General features: G+C 67.1%; 15 protein-coding genes. All 15 read left to right on the forward strand.

Features of this window, described 5'->3' with window-relative positions:
• Positions 1–1,042: amidohydrolase (locus Y706_RS25760; protein ID WP_043436252.1), on the forward strand; the 1,042-nt coding region annotated here is incomplete at its 5' end.
• Positions 1,043–1,384: 342 nt separating this feature from the next.
• On the forward strand, positions 1,385–1,849 hold the full coding sequence (locus tag Y706_RS0115640; protein ID WP_043436253.1) for a MarR family winged helix-turn-helix transcriptional regulator: 465 nt from the start codon (positions 1,385–1,387) through the stop codon (positions 1,847–1,849).
• Between the two features lie 152 nt (positions 1,850–2,001).
• Positions 2,002–2,433 carry an organic hydroperoxide resistance protein gene (locus tag Y706_RS0115645; RefSeq protein ID WP_028277343.1) on the forward strand — a complete coding sequence of 144 codons (432 nt, stop codon included), beginning with the start codon at positions 2,002–2,004 and terminating at the stop codon, positions 2,431–2,433.
• The gene (locus Y706_RS0115650) at positions 2,430–3,461 is read left to right on the forward strand and encodes an NADP-dependent oxidoreductase (RefSeq protein ID WP_028277344.1); all 1,032 of its coding nucleotides are present in this window, start codon (positions 2,430–2,432) and stop codon (positions 3,459–3,461) included. Before Y706_RS0115645 ends, Y706_RS0115650 begins: the two co-directional genes overlap by 4 nt.
• A 348-nt stretch (positions 3,462–3,809) precedes the next feature.
• Complete coding sequence (locus tag Y706_RS0115655) at positions 3,810–4,877, forward strand: BMP family lipoprotein (protein ID WP_043436254.1); 1,068 nt, start codon at positions 3,810–3,812, stop codon at positions 4,875–4,877.
• Between the two features lie 163 nt (positions 4,878–5,040).
• Positions 5,041–6,720, forward strand: coding sequence for an ABC transporter ATP-binding protein (locus tag Y706_RS25765; protein WP_043436255.1), 1,680 nt, complete (start codon positions 5,041–5,043; stop codon positions 6,718–6,720).
• On the forward strand, positions 6,713–8,113 hold the full coding sequence (locus tag Y706_RS0115665; RefSeq protein ID WP_028277346.1) for an ABC transporter permease: 1,401 nt from the start codon (positions 6,713–6,715) through the stop codon (positions 8,111–8,113). The genes Y706_RS25765 and Y706_RS0115665 overlap by 8 nt, the downstream gene beginning before the upstream one ends.
• Positions 8,110–9,426: an ABC transporter permease gene (locus Y706_RS0115670; protein ID WP_028277347.1), complete on the forward strand. Its 1,317-nt coding sequence runs from the start codon at positions 8,110–8,112 to the stop codon at positions 9,424–9,426. The genes Y706_RS0115665 and Y706_RS0115670 overlap by 4 nt, the downstream gene beginning before the upstream one ends.
• 2 nt (positions 9,427–9,428) lie before the next feature.
• On the forward strand, positions 9,429–9,833 hold the full coding sequence (locus Y706_RS0115675) for a cytidine deaminase (RefSeq protein ID WP_028277348.1): 405 nt from the start codon (positions 9,429–9,431) through the stop codon (positions 9,831–9,833).
• A complete protein-coding gene (locus Y706_RS0115680; RefSeq protein ID WP_028277349.1) occupies positions 9,830–11,161 on the forward strand; it encodes a thymidine phosphorylase in 1,332 nt (443 codons plus the stop codon). The genes Y706_RS0115675 and Y706_RS0115680 overlap by 4 nt, the downstream gene beginning before the upstream one ends.
• A 192-nt stretch (positions 11,162–11,353) precedes the next feature.
• A complete protein-coding gene (locus tag Y706_RS25770) occupies positions 11,354–11,989 on the forward strand; it encodes a DedA family protein (protein WP_043436256.1) in 636 nt (211 codons plus the stop codon).
• Between the two features lie 156 nt (positions 11,990–12,145).
• Positions 12,146–12,880, forward strand: a complete 735-nt coding sequence (locus tag Y706_RS0115690) for a DedA family protein (protein ID WP_028277350.1) — start codon at positions 12,146–12,148, stop codon at positions 12,878–12,880.
• A gap of 32 nt (positions 12,881–12,912) precedes the next feature.
• Positions 12,913–14,079 carry an adenosine deaminase gene (locus Y706_RS0115695; protein ID WP_028277351.1) on the forward strand — a complete coding sequence of 389 codons (1,167 nt, stop codon included), beginning with the start codon at positions 12,913–12,915 and terminating at the stop codon, positions 14,077–14,079.
• A 67-nt stretch (positions 14,080–14,146) separates the two neighbouring features.
• Positions 14,147–14,752 (forward strand): MazG nucleotide pyrophosphohydrolase domain-containing protein, encoded by a 606-nt coding sequence (locus tag Y706_RS0115700; protein WP_043436257.1) that lies wholly within the window; start codon positions 14,147–14,149, stop codon positions 14,750–14,752.
• Between the two features lie 190 nt (positions 14,753–14,942).
• Positions 14,943–16,223: a phosphopyruvate hydratase gene (eno, locus tag Y706_RS0115705; RefSeq protein ID WP_018774732.1), complete on the forward strand. Its 1,281-nt coding sequence runs from the start codon at positions 14,943–14,945 to the stop codon at positions 16,221–16,223.
• The last annotated feature ends 242 nt before the right edge of the window (positions 16,224–16,465 follow it).

The following is a 16,465-nucleotide window of genomic DNA, read 5'->3' on the forward strand; positions in this document are numbered from 1 at the left end:
CGAGGAAGCCGGGCTCAAGCCGCGCCGCCTCGAGGGCACAGGCCTGACGGTCGACGTCGGACAGGGTCCCATCGCCACCGCACTGCGCGGGGATATCGACGCCCTGCCCATCATCGAGGAAACGGGCCTTGAGTTCGCCTCGAAGAACCACGGCGTGACCCATGCCTGCGGCCACGACGTCCACACTGCCACCATGCTCGGGATCGCGCTGGTCCTGCAGCGCATGCACGAGGCCTCCCCGCTGCGCGGAACCGTCCGGATCATCTTCCAGCCGGCCGAGGAGACCATGCCCGGCGGCGCCACCTCGTGCATCGAACAGGGCGTCCTGGAAGGCGTGCCGCGCATCCTGGCGCTGCACTGCGACCCCCGGATCGAGATCGGCAAGATCGGCACCCGGATCGGGGCGATCACCTCCGCCTCGGACACCATCAAGATTGAACTTTCCGGCCGCGGCGGCCACACCTCGCGCCCGCACCTGACCGAGGAGCTGGTCTTCGCCCTGGCGCAGATCGCGGTCAACGTTCCCGCAGTGCTCTCGCGCCGCGTCGATGTCCGCAGCGGCGTGTCCGTGGTCTGGGGGCAGATCTCCGCGGGCTCGGCCCCGAACGCCATCCCGGGCAGCGGCTACATGGCCGGCACCATGCGCTGCCTGGACCGCGACGCCTGGCACGACGCCGGCGAGCTGCTCGACGACATCATCCGGCAGGTCGCCGAGCCGTATGGCGTCGATGTCCACCTGGAGCACACCCGCGGCGTGCCGCCGGTGGTCAACTCCGAGCACGAGACCGCGCTGATCGAGGCCGCGGCCCGCGCCGAAATCGGCGAGGGCGCCGTGGTCCTGACCCCGCAGTCCATGGGCGGGGAAGACTTTGCCTGGTTCCTGGCCGACACCCCCGGGGCCATGATGCGCCTCGGCACGAAGACGCCCGGCGGGGAAGAGTATGACCTCCACCGCGGTGACTACATCGTCGATGAGCGGGCGCTGGGCCTGGGCATCCAGGTGCTCACGGCGGCGGCCCTGCGCACCATCCGCGACCTGTAAGCCGTTCCGCCCGGGCCCCTACACCTGACCCGCCCTGCTGCACCTTGGTCCCTACGCCGGGCCCGCCCTGCGGCACCCGGGCCCCTACGCCGTGCCCGCCCTGCTTGCACCCGGCCAGGACCGCCGCGCGGAGTTTCCCCACCTTTGCCGGCACGACGCCGGGACACGCCGGCGGTGCGGGCCGACACGCCGTCGGCACCCGTCAAACGTGGGGAAACTCCGCGGTCGCGGCCGGGAATAAGGCCGCGGCGCCCCCTGCACGCCTGTGACCGCTTCCCGCTGTGCAATCCAGTTGTGCACAACTGAATTGCACACAACTGAATTGTGCAGTACGGTGGAGTCATGACCATGTCAGAAGAGGCCCGCACGGGCGGCCCGGAAGCGCTCCGCCTGAACCGGCAGGTGTGCTTTGCGATGTACTCTGCCTCACGTGCCGCCACGGCCGCCTACCGGCCCATGCTCGAGGAGCTCGGCCTGACCTACCCGCAGTACCTCGCCATGCTGGTGCTCTGGGAAGCGGAGCCGCGCAGCGTGCGTGAACTGGGGGAGGAGCTGGGCCTGGACTCCGGCACGCTATCGCCGCTGCTCAAGCGGCTCGAAGCGCTCGGCCTTGTCCAGCGCCGCCGCTCCGCCGAGGACGAGCGCCGCGTGGAGATCTTCCTGACCGACGCCGGCGCCGCCCTGAGCGCCAAGGCCAGCGGCATCCCGCAGCGTTTGGCAGACGCCGCCGGGCTCACCGCCGCGGAACTGGACCAGCTCCGCGACACCCTGGGCCGGCTGACGAACGCGCTTCACGCCTCCCACTAAGCCCTTCCCTCTCCACCACCCTTCCCAGGCCCACACGGCCGACGTCGAAATCGCGGGAGGCGTGCCAACTCGCCGGAAATTCACGGCGACTCCGCAGGCTTCCGGCGAGTTCCCACTGAACCCCTTCTTCCCTCCGACAGAACGGAAACCCCATGAAGACCCTTTACACAGCAGAGGCCCTGGCCTCCGGCGAAGGCCGCGACGGCACCGCCATCAGCAAGGACGGCAAGCTGAGCGTCACCCTTGCCAGCCCGGTCGAACTCGGCGGTGACGGCGCGGGCACCAACCCCGAACAGCTCTTTGCCGCCGGCTACGCCGCGTGCTTCCACTCCGCCCTGCGCCTGGTGGGACGCAAGGAACGCGCCGACCTGACGGACTCCGCCGTCGCCGCCAAGATCCACTTCGGCGCCCTCGAAGACGGTGCCGGCTACGGTCTGGCCGCCGAACTTGAGATCGCCCTGCCCGCCGTGGACCGGGACACGGCCGAGGCCCTCGTGGCCAAGGCCCACCAGATCTGCCCGTACTCCAACGCCACCCGCGGCAACATCACTGTCGACATCACCATCCTGGAGGTAGCCGCATGAGCAACAACACCGAAACTCTCACCCTTCCCGCCACCACCCGCGAGATCCAGCTGGCGTCCCGCCCCCACGGCCGCCCCGTCCCGGCGAACTTCCGCCTCGCCGAGTCGGCGCTGCCCGAACTGCAGGACGGCCAGGTCCTGGTCCGCAACCTGTTCATCTCGGTGGACCCGTACATGCGCGGACGCATGAACGACGTCAAGTCCTACTCCGCGCCGTTTGCGCTGGATACCGCCCTCGACGGCGGCGCCGTCGGCGAAGTCATGGCGTCCCGGGCCGAAGGGCGCGCTGTGGGCGACACGGTGGTGCACGGCCTCGGCTGGCGCGAATACGCCGTCGTCGATGCCGCGGCCACCACGGTGGCGCGCACCGATCTGGCCCCCGCGTCAGCATTCCTCGGCGCCCTCGGCATGACCGGGCTGACCGCCTACGCGGGACTGCTGAAGGTCGCGGAATTCAAGCCCGGCGACGCCGTGTTCGTCTCGGGCGCCGCCGGCGCGGTCGGCTCGCTTGTCGGGCAGATCGCGAAGGCCATGGGCGCGTCCAGAGTGATCGGCAGCGCCGGCTCGCCGGAAAAGGTGGCACGCCTGCTCGAACTCGGCTTCGACGCCGCGTTCAACTACCACGACGGCCCCGTGGCGGAACAGCTCGCCGCGGCCGCGGGTGAGCGCGGGATCGACGTCTACTTCGACAACGTCGGCGGCGAGCACCTCGAAGCCGCGCTGTCCGCTCTCACGGTCGGTGGCCGGGTGGCCATGTGCGGGGCCATCGCCCAGTACAACGCGACCGAGCCCACGCCGGCGCCGCGGAACCTCATGCTGGCGATCGGCAAGCAGTTGACGCTCAAGGGCTTCCTGGTGGGCGGCTACTGGCAGCACATGGCCGAGTTCGTCGAGACCATGTCCGGCTGGCTGGCCGACGGAACGGTCCGCTACGACGAGACGGTGGTGGACGGGCTGGAAAACGCCCCGCAGGCCTTCATGGACCTGCTCGACGGCGCCAACACCGGCAAGATGCTCGTGCGGCTGTAGCCTGACACCCGGCAATCGCCGTGCCGCCACATACGCCTCCGGCGCCGGTTCCTGCGGGGACAGGCGCCGGAGGCGTATGTGGTCGCGGCGGGCACCGGCTACCTCTAGGTAACAAGTTCTCAACAATCTGGGCATTCGCCGGGACGTGTGTTATCGGGACGTGGCGCAGGCCACTACAGTAGCTTGCATCAGTGCGCCTCGGCGCAGTGCTGCGAAATCCATCAGTGACAACAGAGATCAGCGGAACACCGCAGACAGACACTCATTGAACTTCCGTCGTAGCGCCTACTCTTTCTTCCTGGAGGAAAATTGAAGAACTCTCTGCGTGCCACCTTTAAGCGCGGATCAATGGCCGGCGTCGCCACCGCGGGCGCGGCTGCACTCCTGCTGACCGGCTGCGGAGCTGCCCCGGAGGCCAGCACCGCCACCAGCACCGCCAGCAACTACCAGGGCTGCATCGTGTCCGACTCGGGCGGGTTCGATGACCAGTCGTTCAACCAGTCTTCCTACGAGGGCTTGAAGAAGGTCACGTCGGAGCTGGGCCTTAAGATGAACCAGGCCGAGTCCAAGACCAACAACGACTTCGAGCCCAACCTGCGCGCCATGGTCTCCGCGGGCTGCAACCTGACCATCACGGTCGGCTTCCTGCTCGGCGACGCCACCAAGTCCCAGGCCACCGCGAACCCGGACAAGCACTTCGCCATCATCGACTTCGGCTACGACACCCCGGTCGCCAACGTTAAGCCGATCATCTACGACACCGCCCAGGCAGCATTCCTGGCCGGCTACCTCGCAGCCGGCACCACCAAGACCGGGACGGTCGCCACGTTCGGCGGCATCAAGATCCCCACGGTCACCATCTTCATGGACGGTTTTGCCGACGGCGTGAAGTACTACAACGAGAAGAAGGGCAAGGACGTCAAGCTTCTCGGCTGGGACAAGGCCAAGCAGGACGGCTCCTTCACCGGCGACTTCGAAAAGCAGGACAAGGGCAAGCAGTTCACCCAGAACTTCCTGGACCAGGGCGCCGACATCGTCATGCCCGTCGCCGGTCCGGTCGGCAAGGGAGCCGGCGCGGCCCTGCAGGAAGCCAAGGCAGCCGGCAAGGACGTCAAGCTCATCTGGGTTGACTCCGACGGCTTCCTCACGGCACCGGACTACAAGGACATCATGCTCTCCTCCGTCATGAAGCAGATGGGCCAGGCCGTCGAGGCGGTCGTCAAGCAGGACAAGGACGGCCAGTTCACCAACAAGCCGTACGTTGGCACCCTCGCGAACGACGGCGTTCAGCTTGCCCCGTTCCACGACATGGATTCCCAGGTTCCGGCCGAACTGAAGTCCGAGCTGGACCAGATCAAGAAGGACATCGCCGACGGCAAGCTGAAGGTTGAATCTGCAGCCAGCCCGAAAGCCTAACTTCCTCCGCTAAGCGCCACGGCCCGTCCGGTCACCACCGCACGGGCTGTGGCGCTTTTCGTTGCGGCCCTTAGTGCCTCAGATCCCAGGCACTAAGCTGGTGCTGCAGCGCCCCTACGCGTCCGGACCAAGCCTTCCGGACACCTCGAGATTGGTCAGAGTTTTGAAACTTGAACTCAAGGGCATTACCAAACGCTTCGGCTCCCTGGTAGCAAACGATCACATCGATGTGGTTGTTGAACCCGGGCAGATCCACTGTCTGCTCGGTGAGAACGGCGCTGGCAAGTCCACGCTGATGAACGTCCTCTACGGACTGTACGAGCCCACAGAGGGCGAAATCCTCATCGACGACAAACCGGTCACGTTCCGCGGCCCCGGCGACGCCATGGCGGCCGGCATCGGCATGGTGCACCAGCACTTCATGCTGGTCCCCGTCTTCACGGTCGCGGAGAACGTTGCCCTGGGAGCGGAGACCACCAAGACCGGCGGATTCCTGGACCTGGATGACACCCGCCGGAAAATCCGGGAGATCTCCGACCGGTACGGTTTCGACGTCGACCCCGACGCGCTGATCGAAGACCTACCCGTGGGCGTGCAGCAGCGCGTGGAGATCATCAAGGCACTGGTCCGCGACGCCAAGGTGCTCATCCTCGATGAGCCCACGGCCGTGCTGACCCCGCAGGACACCGATGAACTGCTGGACATCATGCGCCAGCTCAAGAGCCACGGCACGTCGATCGTCTTCATTTCCCACAAGCTGCGTGAGGTGAAGGCCGTTTCGGACACCATCACCGTCATCCGGCGCGGCAAGGTCGTGGGCTCGGCCGATCCCGGCGCCTCGACCACCGAGCTGGCCTCCATGATGGTGGGCCGGGCCGTGAGCCTGACCCTGGACAAGGCTCCCGCGAATCCGCAGGAGACCACCTTCGAGGTCAACAACCTCACCGTCATCGCCCCCAATGGCCAGCACGTGGTGGACGGGATCAGCTTCGGAATCGCCCGCGGCGAGATCCTCGCCGTCGCCGGCGTCCAGGGCAACGGCCAGACGGAACTGACCGAAGCCATTTTGGGCCTGCACGAGCGGGTCCACGGCTCGATCACGCTCGACGGCGAAGAACTCGTGGGCCGCAGCGTCAAGGAGGTCCTCAACGCCGGCGTCGGATTCGTGCCGGAAGACCGGTCCCTCGACGGGCTGATCGGCACGTTCTCCATCGCCGAGAACCTGATCCTGGACCGCTACGACCAGGCGCCGTTCGCCAAGGGCATCAGCATGAGCCCGGCCAAGGTCCTGGAGAACGCCAAGACCCGGATCGCGGAATTCGACGTCCGCACCCCGTCCGGCTCACTGGCAGCCGGCACCCTGTCCGGCGGCAACCAGCAGAAGGTCGTCATGGCCCGGGAGCTCTCCCGGCCGCTGCGGCTCTTCATCGCTTCCCAGCCCACCCGCGGCGTGGACGTGGGCTCCATCGAGTTCCTGCACAAGCGGATCGTCGCGGAGCGGGACCACGGCACGCCCGTCATGATCGTCTCCACCGAACTGGACGAGGTGATTGAACTCGCCGACCGGATCGCCGTGCTGTACAAGGGCCGGCTGGTCGGGATCGTGCCGGCCGGCACCGGACGTGACGTCCTGGGCCTGATGATGGCCGGCGTTTCCCCGGACGAGGCCCAGGCCGACGCCGCAGGCAGGCACTCGGCCCGATCCCTTTCTGAAAACCCGGCCGCGAACGCAGCAGAAAACCCTGCCGAAAACCCCGCAACGAAGCCGGCCATGAACCCGGCCCCCGCCGCCCCGTCCGTGCAGGAGCCCGGCTCCGGCGCCGTAGGAGACCCCCATGAGTGAGAACACCGAGCCGCGGTCCGCGGCCGCACCGGACCCGGACCAGCTTCCGGCATCGCAGGCCACCGACGTGGAGCCTGAACCGCTCGAGGACGATGCAGACTTCGTCACCTCGCTGGACACCGCGGGAGGCGCCCACCAGCCATCGGCCGTTCCGGTCTCGACCCAGAGCGGCGCTCTTCCGGGTGCCCCGGAAGAGGAGTCGCTGCTGCGCAAGATCTTCACCGGCAACGGCATCGTGACCATCCTGGCGGTGCTGCTCGCGCTGATCCTCGGCGGCCTGCTCATCGCCATGACGGACAAGGTTGTCGGCACCACGGCGGGCTATCTCTTTGCCCGGCCCAGTGACTTCCTCATCGCCGTCTGGTCCGCCGCCACCGATTCCTACGTCGCCCTCTTCCAGGGCGCGGTCTTCAACCCCCGCGGGAACGGCGTGGCCGGACAGTTCGCCCCCCTCATGGAGACGCTGACCATCGCCACCCCGCTGATCACCGCCGGCCTCGGCGTCGCCCTGGCCTTCCGCGCGGGCCTGTTCAACATCGGTGCGCAGGGCCAGATCATCATGGCCGGCATCCTCGCCTCGTGGGTCGGCTTCGCGCTGCACCTGCCGCTGGGGATACACCTGCTGCTGGTCCTGGTGGCCGGCGTCATCGGCGGCGCCGTCTGGGGCGGCATCGTCGGCGTGCTCAAAGCCCGGACCGGCGCTCACGAGGTCATCGTGACCATCATGTTCAACTACATCGCACTCTATTTCCTGCGATACCTGCTCGACACGGACTTGTTCCAGCGTCCGGGGGCGGACACACCAATATCGCCCATCGTGGACCCCAGCGCCGCGTACCCGCTGATCTTCGGCAGCCAGTACCGGCTGCACCTGGGATTCCTGCTGGCCATCGCGGCCACCGTGTTTGTTTCGTGGCTGCTGAACCGCTCCACGCTCGGTTTCGAATTCCGTGCCGTCGGGGCCAACCCCAAGGCAGCCCTGACCGCCGGCATCAACGTCTCCAGGGCCACCATCCTGGTGATGACCATTGCCGGTGGCCTGGCCGGCCTGGCCGGCGTGGCACAGGTGGCGGGCACCGAAAAGGTCCTGACCGACGGTGTCGCGGCAACCTACGGCTTTGACGCGATCACGGTCGCCCTGCTTGGACGGTCCTCGCCATGGGGCACCTTCGCCGCCGGCCTGCTGTTCGGGGCCTTCCGCGCAGGCGCTGTCCAGATGCAGATCCAGACCGGAACTCCGATCGACATCGTGCTCGTGGTCCAGTCACTCATCGTGCTGTTCATCGCGGCGCCGCCGCTGGTCCGGGCGATCTTCGGACTCAACCCGCGCAAGAAGAAGGCCGCGACCGCCGGCAAAACCAAGCAGGCCGCAACCACCGGAGGTGCCGCATGAGCACAACAGCAACCTCGCCCGTCGAAGGAAAACCACAGCCGGAGAAGAACCACAGGCCGACGGTGTCCGCCAAGCCCGTGACTTGGAAGTTGCCGGTCACGCTTGCGGTGCTGGCCACCATCGCCTTCATCTTCTTCGGACTGCTGGGCCCGCAGGCGAACGCCAAGTTCGGGGTTTCATCCAGCGGAGACTTCTTCCAGCTCCCGGCGATCGAAGTACCCGCGTTCCTGTCCGGCATGGTGCTCTCCCTGATCCTGCTGGTCCTCGCGGGCTACGCCCTGGTCCTGAAGGCTAGAGCGAACCGGCGGCCCCCGCGCTGGGTGCCGGCCGTGTTCACCGTCGTTTTCGTGGTCGCCTTCCTGATCTGGGTGGTGGGCGGCGCCCGGACCCCCAGTATTTCGCTGGCAGGCCTCATCGCCGGATCCGTGACCCTCGCCGTGCCGATCGTCTTCGGCTCCCTCTCAGGTGTGCTGTGCGAACGCGCCGGCGTCGTTAACATCGCCATCGAAGGCCAGCTCCTGGGCGGTGCCTTCACGGCCGCGCTCGTCGCCAGCCTGACGCACAACCCCTACCTGGGCCTGCTTGCGGCGGCCGTGGCGGGCGCCCTTGTGTCGGTGGTGCTGGCAGTGTTCAGCATCAAGTACGTGGTCAACCAGATCATCGTTGGCGTCGTGCTCAACGTCCTGGTCTCCGGGCTCACCGGCTTCCTGTTCACCACGGTGATGCAGTCCGATCCGGAGAAGTACAACTCGCCCGCCGAGCTGCCCATCATCGATATCCCGGTCCTGTCCAGCATCCCCGTGATCGGGCCCATCCTCTTCAAGCAGTCCGTGGTGGGCTACCTGATGTACGTGGCGGTCATCGTGATCTGGGTCGCACTGTTCAAGACGAAGTGGGGCCTGCGCGTCCGTGCCGTGGGTGAGCACCCGCAGGCGGCCGACACCCTGGGCATCAAGGTCAACGCGACCCGCTTCTGGAACGTCACTCTCGGCGGTGCCGTCGCCGGGATCGGCGGATCGTTCTTCACCCTTGTGGCGATCGACAGCTTCACCAAGGAAATCTCCGGCGGGCGCGGCTTCATTGCCCTCGCCGCCATGATCCTGGGCCGCTGGAACCCGATCGGGGCGTTCTTCGCGGCGCTGCTGTTCGGCTTCGCCGACAACCTGCAGAGCATCGTGACGATCATCGGCACCCCGGTGCCGAGCCAGTTCATGGCCATGCTGCCGTACGTGGTGACCGTGTTTGCCGTGGCCGGGCTCGTCGGCCGCTCCCGGCCGCCGGCGGCTGACGGCATACCGTACATCAAGGGCTGAGAATGGACAGCACCGACGTCGACTGGGCTGCACTCGAAGCCGCGGCAGTGTCCGCCATGAAGAACGCCTATGCGCCGTATTCGAAGTTTCCGGTGGGGGCCGCGGCCCTCACTGGAGACGGGCGGATCGTCAGCGGCTGCAATGTCGAAAACGCCAGCTACGGGCTGACCCTGTGCGCCGAGTGTGCCCTGGTGGGCAACCTGCAGATGACCGGCGGGGGACGGCTGCGCGCCTTCTACTGCGTCGACGCCGGCGGGAATGTCCTCATGCCGTGCGGGCGCTGCCGCCAGCTGCTCTACGAATTCCGGGCTCCGGACATGGAGCTCATGACCACGCAGGGAATCAAGACCATGGACCAGGTCCTTCCCGATGCCTTTGGCCCCCAACACCTGGAGGAACCCCGGTGACACAAACGACACAGAGCCCCAACAACAGTGAAGCGTTCGACGCCGTCGACATCATCCGCATCAAGCGGGACAAGGGTGTGCTCAGCCCGGCCCAGATCGACTGGACAATCGACGCGTACACCCGCGGCGCCATCGCCGACGAACAGATGGCCGCCCTGAACATGGCCATCCTGCTCAACGGCATGGACCGGGCCGAGATCTCCCGCTGGACGGCGGCCATGATCGCCTCCGGCGAGCGGATGGACTTCTCCAGCCTGCGGCGGCCCGACGGCGGCGTGAAGGCGACGTCGGACAAGCACTCCACCGGCGGCGTCGGGGATAAGATCACCCTGCCGCTGGCTCCGCTGGTGGCGGTGTTTGGCGTGGCAGTGCCGCAGCTCTCGGGCCGCGGCCTCGGCCACACCGGCGGCACCCTGGACAAGCTCGAGGCCATCCCGGGCTGGCGTGCGGCCCTGAGCAATGAGGAAATGATGGCCCAGCTCCAGGACGTCGGCGCGGTCATTTGCGCGGCCGGCGCCGGGCTGGCCCCGGCGGACAAGAAGCTCTACGCGCTCCGCGATGTCACCGGAACCGTGGAGGCCATCCCGCTGATCGCCTCCTCGATCATGAGCAAGAAGATCGCCGAAGGCACCGGCTCGCTGGTGCTCGACGTCAAGGTGGGCAGCGGCGCGTTCATGAAGGACGAGGCGCGCGCCCGCGAACTGGCCGAGACCATGGTGGCGCTGGGCAAGGACGCCGGCGTCAACACGGTGGCCCTGCTCACCAACATGAACACGCCGCTGGGCCTGACCGCGGGCAACGCGATCGAGGTCGAGGAATCCGTGGAGGTCCTCGCCGGCGGAGGCCCGGACGACGTCGTCGAACTCACCGTCCGGCTCGCGGAGGAAATGCTGGCGTGCGCCGGCATCCGCGACGCCGATCCCCGGGCGGCACTCCGGGACGGCCGGGCTATGGACGTCTGGAACCGGATGATTGAGGCCCAGGGCGGAGACCCGCGCGCCAAGCTCCCGGTCGCCAAGGAATCCGAGGTCATCTACGCCCCGGCCGACGGCGTCCTGGTGGAACTCGACGCGATGGCCGTCGGCGTCGCTGCCTGGCGGCTCGGTGCCGGGCGCGCCCGCAAGGAGGACCAGGTCCAGGCCGGTGCCGGGGTGCGGATGCACGCCAAGCCCGGCGCCACGGTCAAGGCGGGCGAACCGCTCATGACCCTGCTGACGGACACACCGGAGAAGTTCGAGCGTGCCAAGGAAGCGCTCGAACACGCCGCCGTGATCGCCCCCGAGGGCTCCCGGCCCGCTCAGAAGCTCATCATCGACCGCATCGCCTAACCCCGTTGCCCTATCCCTTATGGCGCCCAAACCCTGGGGATAACAGCCGTACGTGATAGGGCAACGGCGGCCGGAGCCGGCGGTACACTAACTCCACAAGACTGACTCCACAGCAGTACCCGTCAAGCGCAGGCCCGGCTCCGGCCGAGCCTGCGCTTGGATCGATCTGGCCCCGCCGCGCGTTAGGAAGCTGTGCAGGCAATCAACGACTTCATCCTCGCCGCCGCAGGGCAACCCTGGGTCCTCGTCCTGGTTTTCGCCTGCTGCGTGATCGACGGCTTCTTCCCCCCGATTCCGAGCGAATCGGTGGTGGTGGGCCTGGCTGCAGTCGCCGCCACGGCGGGCGTCCCCAACCCTCTGCTCCTGATCGCAACGGCTGCCGCAGGGGCACTGGTGGGCGACAACATGGCCTACCTGATCGGCCGCGGGACCGGAACCCGGCGCTGGGCGTGGCAGCGCGGCCCGCGCATGCAGGCGGCCTTCCGCTGGGCCGGCCGGGAACTGCGGAAACGGCCTGCCTCACTGATCCTTGTGGCGCGCTTCGTCCCGATCGGGCGGGTGGCCGTTAACCTGACCGCCGGTGCCACACACTACCCGTGGCGCAGATTCGTCAGCCTGACGGTGCTCTCGGCGCTGCTGTGGGCCAGCTACTCGGTGGGGATCGGCCTGACCGTTGGTCCGTGGTTTGAGAAAAACCACGTGCTGGGAGCGGCCATTGCCATCGTCTGCGCGATCGTCCTGGGCGTCGTCCTGGACCGCGTGATCAGCAGGGTGCGCGGCCGCGTACCGGAGGAACAGACGCATTCCGTGCCGCCCGCCGAGTCCTAGGCGGATTGGGCCCACCCATGGGACACTTAGGAGCGATTTGGGTCACGTTTGTTGGCCGCACGTCGTGCAAAGTTTCGTCCATAGTTCTACCCACTGTCATCGCGAGTACGTTACGGCTTAGTTGTCCGTTCCCAGTCATCAAGGAGCACCACCTGCATGGAGTTCATTAACGAGGCCGTGCTCCATGCCGCTGGCCAGTGGTGGATCTACCCCCTCCTGCTGGTTTTTTTCTTCGTGGACGGCTTCGCGATGGTGGTCCCGAGCGAGACCCTGATCGTTGCCCTGGCGGCGTACTCCGTGCACAGCGGCCAGCCCAACCTGTGGATCCTGGGCCTCACGGCGCTCGTGGGAGCCATGGCCGGCGACAACATGGCCTACATGCTCGGCCGCAAGATTGGCCTCGAGCGGTTCCGCTGGATGCGCAAGCCAAAGGTCCAAAAGGTGTTCGGTTGGGCCCACTACGAACTCGAGAAGCGCGGCGCTGTCCTGATCTTCACCGCCCGGTACATTCCGTGGGGCCGTGTCGCGGTCAACTACGTGGCAGGCACGACGGCGTTTCCGCACCGCCGGTTCTTCTTCCTGGACGGCTTCGCCTGCCTGACGTGGGTGGCCTACTCTATCGGCATCGGCGTCCTGGCCAGTTCCTTCCCGTGGCTGCACCACAACCCGTTGCTCAGCGCGGGCATCGCGGTGGTATTCGCCATTGTGCTCGGTGTCCTCATCGACCATCTCCTGCGCTGGTGGCACAAGCGCCTGGGCCGCCACGACACCCGGCCGGTCCCGTCTGAGACCGAATACGTCGCCGAACCCGCCTCCGGTGAGCGTGCTTCCGAGCTGCACGGCACGATGCTGGCCGGTCCGTCCGCTGAGTCCGGAGCGTCCGGAAAGTAGCTTCCGGCGCCCGGCGACCCTATGGTTGGAACGTGACTGAGACTATTCCTGACGCTGCCCCTGACCTCGACTTCGACCTGAAGGGCCTTCCCAAGGTTTCCCTTCACGACCACCTGGACGGCGGACTCCGCCCGGCCACCATCATTGAACTTGCTGAGGCCGTCGGCCACACGCTGCCGTCCACGGACCCCGTCGCACTGGGGGAGTGGTTCCGCGAATCCGCCGACTCCGGTTCCCTGGTCCGCTACCTGGAGACTTTCGACCACACCATCGCCGTGATGCAGACCAAGGAGGGCCTGTTCCGCGTCGCGAAGGAATTCGTCGAAGACCTGGCCGACGACGGCGTCGTGTACGGCGAGGTGCGCTGGGCACCCGAACAGCACCTGCAGAAGGGCCTGAGCCTGGACGACGTGGTCGAAGCCGTGCAGGCCGGCCTCGAAGCTGGAGTGGACGCCGTGGCAGAGACCGGCCGCGATATCCAGGTGGGTCAGCTCATCACCGCCATGCGCCACGCCGACCGCGGCCAGGAGATCGCCGAACTGGCCGTCCGCCACCGCAACAACGGCGCCGTCGGCTTCGACATCGCCGGCGCCGAGGACGGCTTCCTGCCGTCCCGCTTCAAGGACGCCTTCACCTACCTGGCCCAGCACAACTTCCCGGCCACCGTCCACGCCGGCGAAGCCGCCGGTCTGGAAAGCATCCAGTCGGCCCTCGTTGACGGCCGGGCCCTGCGCCTGGGCCACGGCGTCCGGATCGCCGAGGACGTCACGATCGAATTCGAAGAGGACGAAGAGGCCGCCGACGCCGAAGGCTTCGACGACTCCGCCAACGACACCATCGGCATGGTGACCCTGGGCGAGCTCGCCAGCTGGGTGCGGGACCGTGGCATCGCCCTGGAGATCTGCCCCTCCTCCAACCTGCAGACCGGTGCCATTGCCGGTTTCGGTGAGGGCATCGAAAGCCACCCGCTGGACATGCTCTACCAGCTCGGCTTCAACGTCACCATCAACACTGACAACCGGCTCATGAGCGGCGTGACGCTGACCGACGAGTTCGAACTCCTGGTTGAGACGTTCGACTACGACCTCGATGACCTGCTGGAGCTGACGCTCAACGCGGCCGAGGCCGCCTTCCTGCCGCTCGAGGAGAAGGAAGCCCTGGTCGAATACATCAACGAGGCCTACTCCGATCTTGGCTAACGAGGACACATCACCCGTCCAGGGGCTCGTCGCTTTGATTGCGGCCCTGCGCGAGCATTGCCCCTGGATGGGTGCCCTCACCCACGAGTCCCTCGTGGAGTACCTCCTGGAGGAGGCCTATGAGGTGGCCGAGACCATCGAGACCGGCGCCGGCGACGCGGAACTGCAGTCTGAACTGGGGGACGTCCTGTTGCAGGTGGTGCTCCACGCCCGGCTCGCCGAGGAACGCGGCGCCTTTGACCTGGACGATGTCGCCCGGGTTCTGAAGGCCAAGATGATCCGGCGCAACCCGCACGTGTTCCGGCCCGACGGCTCGCTGCAGGATTCCTTCCCGGCAACGGTGGAGGAGATCGTCCTGAAATGGGACGCCGTCAAGAAGGCCGAGATGCCCGAACGCGGCCACGTCTTCGACGGGGTTCCCGCCGCGCTGCCGGCCCTCGCGCGGGCCCAAAAGCTCCTGGACCGCGCCGAACGCGCGGGCATGGCAGCGGCCGCCGGCCAAACCGCCGCCGGAACCGCCGTCGACCTCCCGGCCGCCGAGGAGGAACTCGGCGACCTGCTGTTCGGGATCGTGGCCGCTGCCCGGGCCGGCGGGCTCGACGCCGAACGCGCCCTCCGCGGCGCCCTGCGCCGGTTCCAGGACAGCACCGGCCCCAGGCCCTCGGCACAATAGTGCTGGCAGACTTAGAGTCGGCACGGTAGCGGCACCATCATGACGTCCGGGGATTGGATAGGTTTCCGTAACTTATCCCGCTCTCGACTACGCTAGTAGCGACGACGACGTCGGCTTTTCCGCTTGATGTTCAGCCAGAGTCCAAGCAGTCAGATTCCCTGCAGATCGCTTCACCCAAAGGAGCATATCCATGGCGCTTATCGATGCCATCCACGCCCGCGAAATCCTCGATTCCCGTGGCAACCCGACCGTAGAAGTTGAAGTCCTGCTCTCGGACGGCCAGATCGGCCGCGCAGCAGTTCCCTCCGGCGCTTCCACCGGCGAGCACGAGGCCGTTGAACTTCGCGACGGCGACAAGGGCCGCTACCTCGGCAAGGGCGTCCAGAAGGCCGTCGACGCGGTCATCGACCAGATCGCCCCGGCCCTGACCGGCTTCGACGCGACCGACCAGCGCAGCATCGACCAGGCCATGATCGACCTGGACGGCACCCCCAACAAGGGCAAGCTCGGCGCCAACGCCATCCTGGGCGTGTCCCTGGCCGTGGCCAACGCCGCCGCCGCCTCCGCTGACCTGCCGCTGTACAAGTATCTGGGCGGGCCCAACGCGCACGTCCTGCCCGTGCCGCTGATGAACATCCTCAACGGCGGCTCGCACGCCGACTCCGACGTGGACATCCAGGAATTCATGATCGTCCCGATCGGCGCCGAGACCTTCTCCGAAGGCCTGCGCTGGGGCGTCGAGGTCTACCACAACCTCAAGTCCGTCCTGCAGGCCAAGGGCCTGTCCACCGGCCTGGGTGACGAGGGCGGCTTCGCGCCGAACCTGCCGTCCAACCGTGCCGCCCTGGACCTGATCCAGGAAGCCATCAAGAACGCCGGCTACACCCCGGGCAAGGACATCGCCCTGGCCCTCGACGTCGCCTCCTCCGAGTTCTTCAAGGACGGCGCCTATCAGTTCGAAGGCAAGGCACTTTCCGCCACCGAGATGAGCGCCTACTACGCCGAGCTCGTGGCCGACTACCCGCTCGTGTCCATCGAGGACCCGCTGGATGAGAACGACTGGGAAGGCTGGAAGACCCTCACCGACACCATCGGCGACAAGGTCCAGCTCGTGGGCGATGACCTCTTCGTCACGAACCCGGCCATCCTGCAGCGCGGCATCGACACCAAGACCGCGAACTCGCTGCTCGTCAAGGTCAACCAGATCGGTTCCCTGACCGAGACCCTGGACGCCGTGTCCCTGGCCCAGCGTGCCGGCTACACCACCATCACCTCACACCGCTCCGGCGAAACCGAGGACACCACCATTGCTGACATCTCCGTTGCCACCAACGCGGGACAGATCAAGACCGGTGCCCCGGCACGCTCCGAGCGCGTGGCCAAGTACAACCAGCTGCTGCGTATCGAAGAGGAACTCGACGACGCCGCACGGTACGCCGGCCGCAGCGCGTTCCCGCGTTTCAAGGGCTAGTTAGCCGCGAAAACCGGTAACCGGTGGCTATGGTTGAAAGACCATGGCCACCGGTTCTTTTTTGGTCCGCTTTTGAAGGAGTGACATGGCAACCCGACGCCCCAATGTTCCCCGGGCTACGCCTGCCGCCAAGGCTGCTGCTGCCAAGCCTGCGGCCACGGGCCTGGGGGCAGCAGCCGACGGCGGCGAGGTCATCCAGGCGGACTTTGGCGGCGCCCGCAGCGGCACGGCGGCGCCGGCCG

The sequence above is a fragment of the Arthrobacter sp. I3 genome, from assembly GCF_000520575.1.
GTDB classification, from domain to species: domain Bacteria; phylum Actinomycetota; class Actinomycetes; order Actinomycetales; family Micrococcaceae; genus Arthrobacter; species Arthrobacter humicola_A.